General features: G+C 60.8%; 13 protein-coding genes and 1 other annotated feature. Of the genes, 8 read left to right on the forward strand and 5 right to left on the reverse strand.

Annotated features, from left to right (window positions below):
* Nucleotides 1-89 precede the first annotated feature (89 nt).
* Nucleotides 90-1,406, reverse strand: coding sequence for a chromosomal replication initiator protein DnaA (gene dnaA / locus QVE23_RS01735; RefSeq protein ID WP_287967485.1), 1,317 nt, complete (start codon nt 1,404-1,406; stop codon nt 90-92).
* Nucleotides 1,407-1,782: 376 nt separating this feature from the next.
* On the opposite strand from dnaA, the gene rpmH reads away from it, so the two are divergent.
* The 7 genes from rpmH to QVE23_RS01770 all read left to right on the forward strand — a co-directional run bounded on the left by rpmH (nt 1,783) and on the right by QVE23_RS01770 (nt 8,574).
* Complete coding sequence (gene rpmH, locus QVE23_RS01740; RefSeq protein WP_021751147.1) at nt 1,783-1,923, forward strand: 50S ribosomal protein L34; 141 nt, start codon at nt 1,783-1,785, stop codon at nt 1,921-1,923.
* 121 nt (nt 1,924-2,044) lie between these two features.
* Nucleotides 2,045-2,389: a ribonuclease P protein component gene (gene rnpA, locus QVE23_RS01745; RefSeq protein ID WP_021751148.1), complete on the forward strand. Its 345-nt coding sequence runs from the start codon at nt 2,045-2,047 to the stop codon at nt 2,387-2,389.
* Nucleotides 2,389-2,598: a membrane protein insertion efficiency factor YidD gene (gene yidD, locus QVE23_RS01750; RefSeq protein WP_025543888.1), complete on the forward strand. Its 210-nt coding sequence runs from the start codon at nt 2,389-2,391 to the stop codon at nt 2,596-2,598. The genes rnpA and yidD overlap by 1 nt, the downstream gene beginning before the upstream one ends.
* Nucleotides 2,599-2,749: 151 nt before the next feature.
* Nucleotides 2,750-3,880 carry a YidC/Oxa1 family membrane protein insertase gene (locus QVE23_RS01755; protein ID WP_021751150.1) on the forward strand — a complete coding sequence of 377 codons (1,131 nt, stop codon included), beginning with the start codon at nt 2,750-2,752 and terminating at the stop codon, nt 3,878-3,880.
* Between the two features lie 15 nt (nt 3,881-3,895).
* The gene (jag, locus tag QVE23_RS01760) at nt 3,896-4,720 is read left to right on the forward strand and encodes an RNA-binding cell elongation regulator Jag/EloR (protein ID WP_273482413.1); all 825 of its coding nucleotides are present in this window, start codon (nt 3,896-3,898) and stop codon (nt 4,718-4,720) included.
* Nucleotides 4,721-4,874: 154 nt separating this feature from the next.
* Nucleotides 4,875-5,083 (forward strand) — a binding site (T-box leader).
* Between the two features lie 56 nt (nt 5,084-5,139).
* Nucleotides 5,140-6,555, forward strand: coding sequence for a glycine--tRNA ligase (locus QVE23_RS01765; RefSeq protein ID WP_287553563.1), 1,416 nt, complete (start codon nt 5,140-5,142; stop codon nt 6,553-6,555).
* A 69-nt stretch (nt 6,556-6,624) separates the two neighbouring features.
* Entirely contained in the window at nt 6,625-8,574 is a 1,950-nt protein-coding gene (locus QVE23_RS01770) for an LTA synthase family protein (RefSeq protein WP_267288464.1), read from the forward strand.
* 99 nt (nt 8,575-8,673) lie between these two features.
* Here the strand turns inward: QVE23_RS01770 and msrA are convergent, their stop codons facing one another.
* The 4 genes from msrA to QVE23_RS01790 are packed head-to-tail and all read right to left on the reverse strand — an operon-like array spanning nt 8,674 to nt 11,936.
* Nucleotides 8,674-9,252, reverse strand: coding sequence for a peptide-methionine (S)-S-oxide reductase MsrA (msrA, locus tag QVE23_RS01775; protein WP_021751157.1), 579 nt, complete (start codon nt 9,250-9,252; stop codon nt 8,674-8,676).
* A complete protein-coding gene (locus QVE23_RS01780) occupies nt 9,252-9,557 on the reverse strand; it encodes a DUF6881 domain-containing protein (RefSeq protein ID WP_273482414.1) in 306 nt (101 codons plus the stop codon). Before QVE23_RS01780 ends, msrA begins: the two co-directional genes overlap by 1 nt.
* Nucleotides 9,542-10,714 (reverse strand): alanyl-tRNA editing protein, encoded by a 1,173-nt coding sequence (locus tag QVE23_RS01785; RefSeq protein ID WP_287967487.1) that lies wholly within the window; start codon nt 10,712-10,714, stop codon nt 9,542-9,544. The genes QVE23_RS01780 and QVE23_RS01785 overlap by 16 nt, the downstream gene beginning before the upstream one ends.
* A gap of 43 nt (nt 10,715-10,757) precedes the next feature.
* Complete coding sequence (locus QVE23_RS01790) at nt 10,758-11,936, reverse strand: glycoside hydrolase family 3 N-terminal domain-containing protein (protein WP_276896491.1); 1,179 nt, start codon at nt 11,934-11,936, stop codon at nt 10,758-10,760.
* 161 nt (nt 11,937-12,097) lie between these two features.
* On the opposite strand from QVE23_RS01790, the gene QVE23_RS01795 reads away from it, so the two are divergent.
* Nucleotides 12,098-12,769: a hypothetical protein gene (locus QVE23_RS01795; protein ID WP_273482416.1), complete on the forward strand. Its 672-nt coding sequence runs from the start codon at nt 12,098-12,100 to the stop codon at nt 12,767-12,769.
* Nucleotides 12,770-12,786: the final 17 nt, after the last annotated feature.

Consider the following 12,786-nt stretch of genomic DNA (forward strand, 5'->3'; position numbering starts at 1 on the left):
GGATCCGGGGATTTTTCCACGGACTTTTTTGAAAGACCATTTTCCACAGGGAAGTTTTTCTTTTCCACGGAAGATGTGGAGAAATCTGGTCACCGCTTGGAGTTGATATTCGTCTTGATCTCCTTCACCATTTCGGCAAACGCAGCGTCCTTCTTCATCTTCTTTTCGATTTGCTGGATGGAGTAGAGGACGGTGGAGTGGTCCCGGTTGTCAAAGACCTTGCCGATCTCCACCACGGAGGAGTTGGTCATGGAGCGGATCAGGTACATGGCAATCTGCCGGGCGGAGACCGCGTCCCGCACCCGCTGCTGGCCCCGGATCACGGACTCGTCCAGACTGTAATATTTGGAGATATACTCAAGGATGGCCTCCGGCGTGGGGACATACTCGTTGCTGCGGCGCAGCATGTCCTGGATGGCCCGGGTGACGGTTTCTTCGTCGGTGTCGTTGCCCAGCAGATCCTTGTAGGCCAGGATCTTGTTGATGGTGCCCTCCAGCTGGCGGACGTTGGCGGTGACGTTTTCGGCGATGTAGGCGGAGATTTTGTCCGGCAGCTCCATGCCCAGCAGGGCGGCCTTGTTTTTCACGATGGCAAGACGCGTCTCAAAATCCGGCGGCGCTACGTCCACCAGCAGTCCCCACTCAAATCGGGTGCGGAGGCGGTCCTCCAGCTGGGTCATCTCAGAGGGTGGACGGTCAGAGGTCAGGACGATCTGCCGGCCGGACTCGTACAGGGTGTTGAAGGTATGGAAGAACTCCTCCTGCGTCTGCTTTTTGCCGGCGATGAACTGCACGTCGTCCACCAGCAGCAGGTCCGCCTGACGGTACTTCTCCCGCATCTCCGCAGTCTTACCCTCCCGGATAGCATCCACCAGCTCGTTGGTCAGGTCGTCGCCCTTCACGTAAGCGATCTTGGACCGGGGATCGTTCCGGCGGATGACGTTGGCGATGGCATAGATCAGATGGGTCTTGCCCAGGCCGGAGTCCCCGTAGATCAGCAGGGGGTTGTAGTTCTGAGCAGGATGCTCCGCCACGGAGACGGAGGCGGCATAAGCCAGCTTGTTGGAAGGGCCCACCACGAAGGTCTCGAATGTGAACTCCGCGGAAGTGAACCGCTCACTCTGGCGGTGCGGGCGGTTATCCTTGAGCTCTGCGTAATCCAGGTCGTCCAGAATCTTCACTTCAAAATCCGTGGAGAAAATGTCGTGAAGGGAGGCCTTGATGTTTTTCATGAACAGGGACTCGATATAGCCTTTTTTAAAGTCGTTGGAACAGTGGAGGATAAACGTATTGCCCTGGATGTCCACAGCCTCCAATTCGTCGAACCAGGTGGCGATGGTGGTCTCCGAGAGCTCGCCCTTCAGCTGGGATAGTACATTGTCCCACACGTCGGCGACGGAATTCAAAAGGAAACACCTCTCTCTAGTAAAAAATAGACATGGCAGTACGCTTTATTATACCAAAGACAGCCGGAAATTACAACACTTATTCTAATAATAAGAACCAAGGAGATCCGCCTGCACAGGCAACAAGATATAGCGGCTTTGGACAGCATGGGACACCAGATTTTGAAATTTTCGAGAATCGCAACTGAAAAAAGAAAAAAATACGGAAATTTCGCAAAACTTTTAAGTTTTAGTTGACATATTTTCAAACAGTCTGTATAATATCGGTTGCGCCGCGATCATGCGGTCTTGATCTGTTTACTGCGCCGCCCTTTAGGCGGTGTCGAGTAAGTGCCGCCCTCAAAAGGGCCGCAATTCTGACAGGAGGTGTCTCAACATGGCAACGAAACGTACCTATCAGCCCAAGAAGCTGCACGGCCAGAAGGTCCACGGTTTCCGCAAGAGAATGGCAACCGCCAACGGCCGCAAGGTCCTGGCCCGTCGCCGCGCCAAGGGCCGCGCCCGTCTGTCCTACTGAGAAACGGACCGTGCGGGAGACACTTGAACAACGTCTTCAGGGACGGCGGGAATTCTGTGATTCCTCCGTCCCTCGTTGAGTTTGTGTCAGATGTGTCAAATGGGAGAAGGCAGGTGGCAGCATGAAGCGGGCAGTGACCCTGAAAGAGAATTATGAGTTCCGCCGGCTGTACCAGAAGGGCGCCTCCGCCGTGGGCGGAGGGATGGTGCTTTACTGCCGGAAAAACCGGCTGGGGCACAACCGCCTGGGCGTGACGGTATCCGTCAAGCTGGGTCATGCGGTGGTCCGCAACCGGGCCCGCCGCCGCCTGCGGGAGGTCTACCGGCTCAATTCCGGACGGCTCCGCCAGGGGTACGACATGATTCTGGTAGCCAGGGGACGGACCCTGACTGCCTCCTGGAAGGAGCTGAACGATACCTTCCTGCGTCTTTGCAGGAAGCTGGAGCTGCTGGAGGACCGGTCATGATGAAAAAGGTCCTGCTGGCCCTGGTGAAATTTTACCGGGTGGCCATCTCCCCGTACCGGCCGCCTTGCTGCCGGTATATTCCCACCTGTTCCCAATATGCGCTGGAGGCGATTGAGAAGTACGGCGCCCTCAAGGGCGGCTGGCTGGCGTTCCGGCGTATCCTGCGCTGCAATCCGTTTCACAAGGGAGGATATGATCCGGTCCCATGAGAGGAGGGGACAAGCCCCTCTGCCGGACCCTGTGCTGCTGTCCGGCCGTCTGTCAGCCGGCACTGCGGAATGCGGACAGGCCGAAAGCGGAAATGCTCCGCTCTGCGGGCGCTGAAAGCCCGGGTCCCATTACAATTTGGAGGAAGCATCTATGTTTTCAACCATCGGATACGCAATTTGTATCCCGTTTGCGGCCCTGCTGCGGCTGTTTTACAACCTGACAGGGTCCTACGGCGTGTCCCTGATCCTGTTCACGCTGGTCATCAAGCTGATCCTGCTGCCCTTTCAGATGAAGTCCAAGAAGAGCATGGTGCGGATGAGCCGCATGTCCGGCAAGATGCAGGAGATCCAGAAGAAATACGCCAACAACCAGCTGAAGATGCAGGAGGAGATGCAGAAGTTCTACCAGGAAGAGGGCTTCAATCCCATGAGCGGCTGCCTGTGGAGCTTTCTGCCCCTGCCCATTCTGATGGCCCTGTACTATATCATCCGGGAGCCCATTGTCTACTTCATGAACTTCGGCGGCAAGGACGCCGGTCTGGCGGTAGTGAATGCGGCCAGAAGTCTGATTGAAGGCGCCGGTATTGAGATCGTGGCCAGCCCCGGCTATGAGCAGATCGCCATTTCCAACATCATTAACAGCCAGTTCCCCGACTTCATTGCAGAGCATCCCGGCTGGGTGAACATCGACTACCACTTCCTGGGGATTGACCTGATCCAGACGCCCTGGAGCGCTGTCAGCAGCCTCTCCACGGGCATCACGCTGGCCGCGGTGGGACTGATTCTGATTCCCATCATTTCCGGTGTGTTCAGCTTCCTGCTGAGCAAGGTCAGCATGAGCCAGTCCGCCCAGACTGCGGCTGCCAACGGCTCCACCAAGATGATGATGTGGATGATGCCTCTGATGTCTATCTACATCGCCTTCATCGTGCCCGCCGCCCTGGGCGTGTATTGGGCTGCCCAGAGCGCGTTCTCCATTATCCAGGAGATGGTCCTGGGCAAGTTCTACACCAAGAAGCTGCAGGAAGAGGAGGACGCCCGGCAGGAGATGATCCAGGCGGACCGCCAGAAGCGGATGGAGGAGGCCAAGCTGCTTCAGGAGCAGCAGCGTCAGCAGGCCGCACAGAAGAAGAGCCTGAAGGAAAAGCGGCAGGCGGCGCAGGAGGCCAAGGCCCTGAAGGCCAAAAAGGCGGCCACCAGCACCACGGAAGCGGGCCGTGTGGGAGACCGGCCCTATGCCCGCGGCCGGTCCTACAAGGAGGACCGCTATGATGATCAGTAAGGAGCTTGTTACGCCATGAGACAGTTTATTGATGTAACGGGCAAGACCGAGGATGAGGCCATCCAGAATGCCCTGCGGCAGCTTGGCCTGGACCGGGACGATGTGTCCGTTGAGATTTTGGAGCGAGCAAAGTCCGGTTTCCTGGGTCTGGGCAGCTGCCCGGCCAAGGTCCGGGTGAGCTACGGCCCGGAGGAGGAAGAGGAGGTTCTCGCCCCCGCGCCTGCCCCCAAGGAGAAGCCGCAGGAAGAGCGGCCTAAGCCCCCCAAAGCGGAAAAGCCGCCCAGACAGGAGCGCAAGCCGGCGGAGGCGCCGGCGCCCGCCCCGGAGGAGAAGACCCGGCAGTCCGCTCCCGTGCAGACACTGGGCGAAGAAGTGGATGACGAGAAGGCCCAGGCCATCCGTAAGTTCCTCTCCGGCCTGCTGGAGCAGATGGAGAGTGCTGCGGAGATCCACATCTATCTGCTGGAGAAGGGCCGCTACAAGGTGATCCTGGAGGGCAAGAATCTGGGCGCACTGATTGGCCGCCGGGGCGAGACTCTGGACGCCATCCAGCAGCTGACCAGCTATGCGGTGAACCGCAGCGGCAGCGGCCGGGTGCGGGTGCAGCTGGACGCGGAGAATTACCGGGAAAAGCGGGAGCAGAGTCTTCAGCATCTGGCCCGGAAGGTGGCCGCCAAGGTCACCAAGTACCGCCGCAGCGTGACACTGGAACCTATGAATGCCTATGAGCGGCATGTGATCCATACGGCGCTGCAGGATGTGCCCAATGTGACGACCTACTCCACCGGAACGGAGCCCAACCGCCGGGTGATCGTGGCCTACGATCGGGAGAAAAAGTAAATTGGGAAAGGCCGCCCTATAGGGTGGCCTTTTTCTGCGCTTCGGATAAGGGATCAGACCAGGGTCCGGGTGAGAGAGTGCCCTGCCTGGTGCGGCTTCTGTGGGACTCGGCCTTGACATTCTGATGAAAACGTGATACAGTTCTCACGATATCCAAAAGGCAGTGACAGGGAGAAGTATCCCCCATACCCCGGCAAAGAGAGAGGGCGGCTGGTGTGAGCCCTTGCGGGGAGGCGGAAGAACAGGCACCCTGGAGCCGCGGGGCGGAAATGCCCTGCCGGTCCCCGCCGTTACCGGGTGAAGAGTGCGCGTCAGCCAGGCGCGAATTCAGGTGGAACCACGGACTGATTGTTCGCCCTGAGCCGAAAACCGGCTCGGGGCGTTTTTTCTGTCCGGGCCGCCGTAAAGGAGAATGGAACATGAAAAACACCGAGAAGACCATGGAGAAGATCGTGGCCCTGTGTAAGAACCGGGGATTCGTATTCCCCGGCAGTGAGATCTATGGCGGCCTTGCCAACAGCTGGGACTACGGTCCCCTGGGCGTGGAGATGAAGAACAATGTCAAGCGGGCCTGGTGGAAGAAATTCGTCCAGGAGAATCCCTACAACGTGGGACTGGACTCCGCCATTTTGATGAATCCCCAGGTGTGGGTGGCCAGCGGCCACGTATCCACCTTCAACGATCCTCTGATTGACTGCAAGGCCTGCAAGATGCGCCACCGGGCGGACAAGCTGGTGGAGAGCTATGTGCAGGAGCACGGCATGGACGTGAACGTGGAGGCCATGACCCAGGAGGAGCTGGTGGCATTCATCCGGGACAACCAGGTGCCCTGCCCTGGCTGCGGCAAGAGCGACTTCACCGACATCCGCAAGTTCAACCTGATGTTCAAGACCCACCAGGGCGTCACGGAGGACACCGCCAACGAGGTGTACCTGCGGCCGGAGACCGCCCAGGGCATTTTTGTCAACTTCCCCGCCATCCAGCGGACCACCCGCCGGAAGCTGCCCTTCGGCGTGTGCCAGATCGGCAAGTCCTTCCGCAACGAGATCACCCCGGGCAATTTCATTTTCCGTATCCGGGAGTTCGAGCAGATGGAGCTGGAGTTCTTCTGCAAGCCGGACACGGATCTGGAGTGGTTCCAGTATTGGCGGACGTACTGCCACGACTGGCTGAAGGGCCTGAACATCAAGGAGGAGAATCTGCGGCTGCGGGATCACGAGCCCGAGGAGCTGAGTTTCTACTCCAAGGCCACTACGGACTTTGAGTATCTGTTCCCCTTCGGCTGGGGCGAGCTGTGGGGTGTGGCGGACCGGACCAACTACGACCTGACCCAGCATCAGGAGCACTCCGGCCAGGATCTGACCTATTTCGATCAGGAGAAGAACGAGCACTATATCCCCTATGTGGTGGAGCCCTCCCTGGGCGCGGACCGGATGACCCTGGCCCTGCTGGTGGAAGCCTACGATGAAGAGGTGGTGGATGCAGAAAAGAACGACGTCCGCACCGTCATGCGGTTCCATCCGGCCATCGCGCCTTTCAAGTGCGCGGTGCTGCCCCTTTCTAAGAAGCTCTCCGACAAGGCCCGGGAGATCCAGGCGGAGCTCAGCAAGGACTGGATGGTGGACTTTGACGACACCGGCTCCATCGGCAAGCGGTACCGCCGGGAGGATGAGATCGGCACGCCCTACTGCATCACGGTGGACTTCGACACCGTGGGCGATGCGGATAAGGCTGGTGACAACTGCGTCACCGTCCGGGACCGGGACACCATGGAGCAGGTGCGGCTGCCTATCGACCAGCTGAAGAGCTATCTGGCGGAGAAACTGGCATACTGATCGGAGATTATCGGGGCCGCGGGAAATCCCCGCGGCCCTTTTTATAACCTGGGAAATGAGGTAGAAGTGTTGAAGAGACAGAAGCGGCCCCGGGCGTTGGGGCCGGTGTGGCTGCGCTGGGTCATGTTTCTGGGCGGCAGCCTTTGCATGGGGCTGGCTGTGGCGGTGGCCGTCCAGTGGGTGGTTACCGGTTCCCTCTCCATCGTGTGGGAGTGGTTCGTGAAATGGCCCACCTATCTGCTGCTGACCGGCGTCCTTTACGGCGCTGTGGTGTTCACCCTGGGGGCGCTGCTGGGTAGATTGTGGCTTTCCGCTATACTGGTGGGGGTTGCCGGACTGGTGCTGTCCCTGGTGGACTATTTCAAGACAGCTATCAACGGCACGCCACTGGTGCTGGCGGACTTCGGCCTGGCGGCACAGGTAGGAGAGGTGGCCGGTGTGGCGGGAGAGCTGCGCCCGCCGGTGGATTTCTGGATGGCGATGATCGCCCTGGGGATGTGTGTGGGGATTCTGATTCTGGTGCGGCGGCTGACGCTGCTCACCGGGCGGTGCCGCTTTGTCACTTTTTCCGTTGCCCTGGCCCTGACCATTGGGCTGTTTTCCACACAGGGAGCCCAGGCGGCGGGGGCGGTTTTTCAGGTGGATGTGAACACCCGCCTGGCTGCGGCCAACAGCCACGACACCTACGGTTTGACGCTGAGTCTCTGGCGGGACTGCTTTCTTCAGGCCAAGAAGAGCCCGGAGGGATACAGCGAAGCCTACATGGAGCAGGTCCTGGCCCGGATCGACGAGATCCTGACAGAGGACAGCGCCGACGCCCCCGCAGCGGCGGTGCAGCCCAACATCATCGTGGCCCAGTCGGAGTCCTTCTACGATCTGACCCGGCTGCCGGGCCTTCAGTATGAACGGGATCCCCTGGAGAATTTCCATGCCCTGGAGAGCGAGGGCATCAGCGGCACATTCCACAGCCACTATCTGGGCTACGGCACCGGCTATCTGGAGATGTCCATGCTGTATGGCATTACGGAGCTGGACTTCGGTGCTGGGACGAACATCTGCTTCCTGGAGGATGACGCCTATGAGAAATTCGACGCCCTGCCGGAGCAGTATACCAAGAGCGGCTACCGGGCGGAGATGCTCCATGGGTATAACGACAGCCTGTATAATCGAACGGTGACCTATCCCAGGCTGGGCTTTTCCGACCTTCTGTTCTCCGCAGATATCCAGGCTCTGGACTTTCCCTGGGAGGGGGGCATCTACGGCGGGTATTACATGCGGGACAGTTACTTCTTCCAGGCCATGCTGGACCGGATGGAGGACATCAACAGCAGCGGGGAGCGGGCGTTTCTCTACGGCATCACCATGGAGAACCACCAGCCCTTTGACCCGGAGAAATTCAACTATGAGTGTCAGATCGGCGTCACCAGCGAAAGTCTCGGCGAGGAGGATATGGCCATCGTCCGGGTCATGCTGGAGGGCATCACCCGGGCGGATCAGGCCCTGGGAGATCTGACAGACGCCCTGCGGGAGAGCGAGGAGCCTACCATCGTGGTGTTCTTCGGGGATCACAGGCCCAATCTGTTCATGACGGACGGGGACACAGTGTACACAAAGTTGGGCCTCTGCCCGGATAACGACACGGTGGGCTGGACCCCGGAGGAGATCAGCGACCTGTATTCCACGGACTATCTGATCTGGGCCAATGATGCGGCCTTGCTCCAGGGGCAGGCAGGCACCCGGCGGGACAGCAGCATCACCGCCATCGGCCCCCAGCTGCTGGAGCTGACCGGTCAGCCGGTCACCCGGTACTGGGCGCTGCTGGAGAAGGTGAGCCAGGTGTGTCTCACCAACACGGAGCTGTACTTTGTGGATGGCACGGGGACGCCCAGCGCCGGCGTGGAGGAGGCGGCTCTCTCCGACGAGGCCCGGGAGCTGCTGCAGCTGCGGGAGGATGTGCTGTACGACGCCATGTACGGCCAACAGTATATCACTGCAGAGATGAACGAGCCCGTCCAGTGACGGAAGCTGAATCAAAGAGAGCGCCGCAGGCATCCGCCTGCGGCGCTTTTATTTACACAAATATGGTCAGCCTGTGGAAAACAGAGTTTCCCCCGCCCGTCAGAAAGACACTTCTCCGGCTTCTTTCCAGGTCTGCAGCAGCTCTTTTGCGGGACGGGTATAGGTCTTTGTGGAAAAGGGGAAGTCCGGCAGGGCGGCCAGTTTCCAGGGGGCCACGTGGCAGTAGCCCCGTGGGTGCTTTTCCAGATACCGCTGATGGAATTCTTCCGCTGGATAGAAACATGCCAGGGCCTTCAGCTCCACGGCGAAGAAGGGAACGGCCGCGGCCTCCAGGGCAGCGATGGAGCGGATGATGCCCTCGTCCGCCGGGTCCATCCAGTATACGCCGGTCTGGTACTGGCTGCCCACGTCCGGTCCCTGACGGTTGGGAGTCTCCGGGTCGATGGCGGCAAAAAAGACAAAGAGCAGGTGGGGCAGGGAGACAGTCCCGTCTTCATACGCCACTTGCACCGCCTCCCGGAAGCCGGTGCGGCCGGTGCAGACATCGTCATAGTTGGCGTGATCTGCCGTGTCTCCGTTGGCATAGCCGGCGGTGACATCCAGTACGCCGGGCAGGCGGCGATACAGGGCCTCCATGCCCCAGAAGCAGCCCCCGGCAAAACAAATGCTTCTTCTCATCAGGCAAACATTCCCATAAAGCCGTCCGGCCGCTCCTGGGCCTGTCCCCAGATCTCCCGAAACGCGGCCGGAGTGATGGCGCGGGCGGTGACCTCCCCGGGGCGGTTCAGCGTCCGCAGGTCCTCCGGGTAGGGGGCAGGAGAGAGAGCCTCCTCCCGGCCGTAGTCGCCGCCGTAGGCAAAGCAGAGGCCATTGGGGTAGAATTCCACCCGCCGGACCTCCCGGCGCCCGCTGTCCAGTTCCGCGTAGATGAACCGGGGCTCGTCCTCTTCCTCAAGATTCTGTTCGATCAGCACGTAGGACATTCAATCCCCTCCTTGCGGAAAAAGTCACAGATGGCGGTCCGGTCCGCCTGCACGCTGCCCTGGGCAAAGCCGTTCCGCCCGCCACCCCGGCCGGAAAGAGCGGCGTTCAGCCGCTTCACCAGGGGAGAGATGTCCGCCCCATCGGCCTGGACAAGGGCATAGACGTAGGAGGACTCCGCTCCCGCGAACACCGCCGCCAGACCGCCGGAGGCCTTTGCGGCTGCGTCTGCCAGCTTTCTGGCTCCGTCCGGCCGCGTGGGGGGCTCCAAAAGCAGCAGATCTCCCCGGTCTGTCAGGGCCTGGGCCCGGAGGGAGAAGAGCTGATCCTCCAGCTCCGTCATCCGCTGCTTGGCGGCGGCCAGCTCCTCCGCCTGCCGTTCTGCGGCGGCCAGGGTGTCCTGGGGTTTTACAGACAGCAGCTGGGCCACGGCGCGGTCCTGGTCGTATACCTGGGAGAGATACCGGTAGGCCCGCGATCCGCAGAGAATCTCCAGCCGCACCCCCTCCCGAAACTTTTGGCAGGAGAGGACCTTGATAATCCCCACCTCACCGGCCCGGCGCACGTGGGTGCCGCAGCAGGCGCAGCAGTCCGCCCCGGGGAAGGCCACGATCCGCACCTGGCCGGTAAGCGCTTTCTTGCTGCGGTAGTTCAGACGGGCCAGCGCATCCGGCGCGGGGAAGGTGATGTCCACCGGAGTGTCCTGCCAGATCACCTCATTGGCGGCCTTTTCCGCGGCCATGACCTGTTCCCAGGTCAGCTCGGCATTGTAGTCGATGGTCACCGTGTCGGCCCCCAGGTGGAAACCCACGTTGTCACAGTGGTACAGCGAGCACAGCAGGCCGGAGAGAATGTGCTCCCCGGAGTGCTGCTGCATGTGGTCGAACCGGCGGGGCCAGTCAACGGCCCCCGCCACTTGGGTGCCGATCTCCACAGGGCCGTCACAGGTGTGGAAAATCACGCCCTTTGTTTCATGGACATCCGTGACCTGGACTGCGCCCAGAGTGCCGTGGTCCGCCGGCTGTCCGCCCCCCTCCGGGTAGAAGGCGGTGCGGTCCAGCACTACGGCCCAGCCAGATTTGGATTTTTCACAGGAGAGCACCCGGGCGGTGAAGGCGGTGAGGTAGGGATCTTGGTAATAGAGTTTTTCCGTTTCCATGTGGAAAACTTCCTTTCGTCAGGGGATGGGACCGGGAGGTATGTTACAGCAGCCCCAGATTCTGCTTCCAGGTCAGCACCCGGCGGCAGGCGGTGTCGATGGTCTCCTCGGACAGGGCGCCGCTTTCCAGCGCCTCCAGGACCTTGGGGATCTGGGTGCGGTAGTCGGTGGTGATGACGAGATCGTTTCCCGCCTCCAGGGCCATCACCGCCACGGCCCCGTCGGCGCTGTACGCTGCAACTGCCTCCATGGCCAGATCATCGGTCATCACCACGCCGTCAAAGCCCAGGTCCGTCCGCAGCAGGCCGTGGACCTTCGGGGACAGGGAGGCGGGGAGATCTCCATCCACAGCAGTCATGATATTGTGGGAGACCAGCACAGCGGTCTTTCCGCCGCCGCTCTCCATACCCGCCTGGAAGGGGAGGAAGTCGGAGGACGTGAAGGACTCCAGCGGCCGCTGGTCCACGGCGATACCGGTGTGGGTATCCACATTGTTCCCATAGCCGGGGAAGTGCTTGAGGACGCTGCCCATACCGTCCTCCGCCATCTGCGAGACCACCTGGGCCACATAGTCCGCTGTGGCGGCCGCATCCTGGCCGAAGGTGCGGTCATACATAAAGTCGGCGGGGTTGGTGGACACATCTGCCACCGGGGACAGGTTCACGTTGAAGCCCAGGGCGGAGAGAAGGAAGTCCTTCTCTCGGGTATCTGCCAGCACGGCCTCCATGCCGCCGGAGGCATAAGCTTTCTGAGGAGAGGGAAACTTGGAGGCCCGCAGATGGGGATTGGAGCTGACCCGCACCACCGTGCCGCCCTCTTCGTCCACGCCGATCAGCAGCGGGATTCCGGTGTCCACAGCCGCGGCGTCCTGATAGCTCTGAATGGTCTGGATCAAAGCATCGGCAGTCTTGTCCGCCGTATCCCGGCCGAAGAGGATGTAGCCGCCCAGATGATAGGTGCTCACGTCGGAGACCGCGTCTGTGTCGGGTACCCGGACAAAGAACAGCTGGCCGACCTTTTCCTCCAGGGTCAGGGAGGCAAGCAGGTCCTCCACCTCCTGGGCGGCCAGTTCCTCCGGTGTGGGTTCCGGGGGCGCCTCCGGCTCCTGGGGCTGAATGTCCACTAAGGGTTCCTGGGAAGTCTCCTCTGTGGGGGAGCCGCCGCAGGCAGTCAGGCTCAACAGGGAGAGGACAGCCAGCAGAATTGTAAAAAGTCGTTTCATAAGAGCTCCTTTCTGCTGTGGAGTGATGATATGAAGTGTATCACATCCGGGCCCGAAAGAAAAGATTGTTACTGATTTGTGGTGGAATCCAAACGGACCCCGTGGTATGCTGGCAAAAATAGAAGGGAGCGTGTGACAACATGCGGATGGCGGCTCTACTGATGGCAATGATCGCTCTGCTGGGGAGTCCCCAGGGGGAGGGGACGGTCTCGGAGACCACCTGGGAGACGGTGGCTGTACAAGTGCTGGAGGAGACACCGGAGACGGCGGCACGGACCCTGCTGGACTGGGCGGGCTCTGGACAGACGATCCCGGAGGAGGACGTGGTCCTGGCCCTTTTGGAGGAGATGGAGGCGGAACCGGCAGCCTCCGCAGTGGCATTTGCAGCGGTTCTGGACAGGGCGGACAGCCTGCGGAAAGCAGGTGAGGCGCCGGAGCTGGGAGAAGAGACCTACCGGGCGGCGGTCCGGTCCCTGTCCCCCTTTTTCACCAGGCTTCTGGGGACGGAGACCACGCTCTGGCAGGAGGAGCCCTCTGCCTGGCCTGCGGATTTGGCTGCGTTTGACGGCATCTGGTGTGACAGCACCTTGCAGGAGCTGCTGATCTTCCAGAGCGGCACCTGTCGGGTGGTAATCCCCTACCTGGACTACTATGGGGAAACGGCCTTTTCTGCCCGGCTGCGGGACCGCGGCGGCATGGGCTGGTGTCCGTCGTTGGAGATAGATATCCACGAATCCGGCGATTTCTCCGGGCCGCTGACCTATTACGTCTCCGGTCTGGCGGAGGACCATTTCTGGTGCAATACCCAGGGCCAGCGGTTTGACAGGCTTTGACCTCCGGAGTCATGAAG

The sequence above is a fragment of the Oscillibacter sp. KLE 1728 genome (assembly GCF_934833455.1).
Classification (GTDB): domain Bacteria; phylum Bacillota; class Clostridia; order Oscillospirales; family Oscillospiraceae; genus Oscillibacter; species Oscillibacter welbionis.

Bases quoted from the DNA above. Each gene is read 5' to 3' on its own strand.
- rpmH (WP_021751147.1), top strand. From the start codon at position 1,783: ATGGCAACGAAACGTACCTATCAGCCCAAGAAGCTGCACGGCCAGAAG.
- rnpA (WP_021751148.1), top strand. From the start codon at position 2,045: ATGAAGCGGGCAGTGACCCTGAAAGAGAATTATGAGTTCCGCCGGCTG.
- yidD (WP_025543888.1), top strand. From the start codon at position 2,389: ATGAAAAAGGTCCTGCTGGCCCTGGTGAAATTTTACCGGGTGGCCATC.
- QVE23_RS01755 (WP_021751150.1), top strand. From the start codon at position 2,750: ATGTTTTCAACCATCGGATACGCAATTTGTATCCCGTTTGCGGCCCTG.
- jag (WP_273482413.1), top strand. From the start codon at position 3,896: ATGAGACAGTTTATTGATGTAACGGGCAAGACCGAGGATGAGGCCATC.
- QVE23_RS01765 (WP_287553563.1), top strand. From the start codon at position 5,140: ATGAAAAACACCGAGAAGACCATGGAGAAGATCGTGGCCCTGTGTAAG.
- msrA (WP_021751157.1), bottom strand. From the start codon at position 9,252: ATGAGAAGAAGCATTTGTTTTGCCGGGGGCTGCTTCTGGGGCATGGAG.
- QVE23_RS01780 (WP_273482414.1), bottom strand. From the start codon at position 9,557: ATGTCCTACGTGCTGATCGAACAGAATCTTGAGGAAGAGGACGAGCCC.
- QVE23_RS01785 (WP_287967487.1), bottom strand. From the start codon at position 10,714: ATGGAAACGGAAAAACTCTATTACCAAGATCCCTACCTCACCGCCTTC.
- QVE23_RS01790 (WP_276896491.1), bottom strand. From the start codon at position 11,936: ATGAAACGACTTTTTACAATTCTGCTGGCTGTCCTCTCCCTGTTGAGC.
- QVE23_RS01795 (WP_273482416.1), top strand. From the start codon at position 12,098: ATGGCAATGATCGCTCTGCTGGGGAGTCCCCAGGGGGAGGGGACGGTC.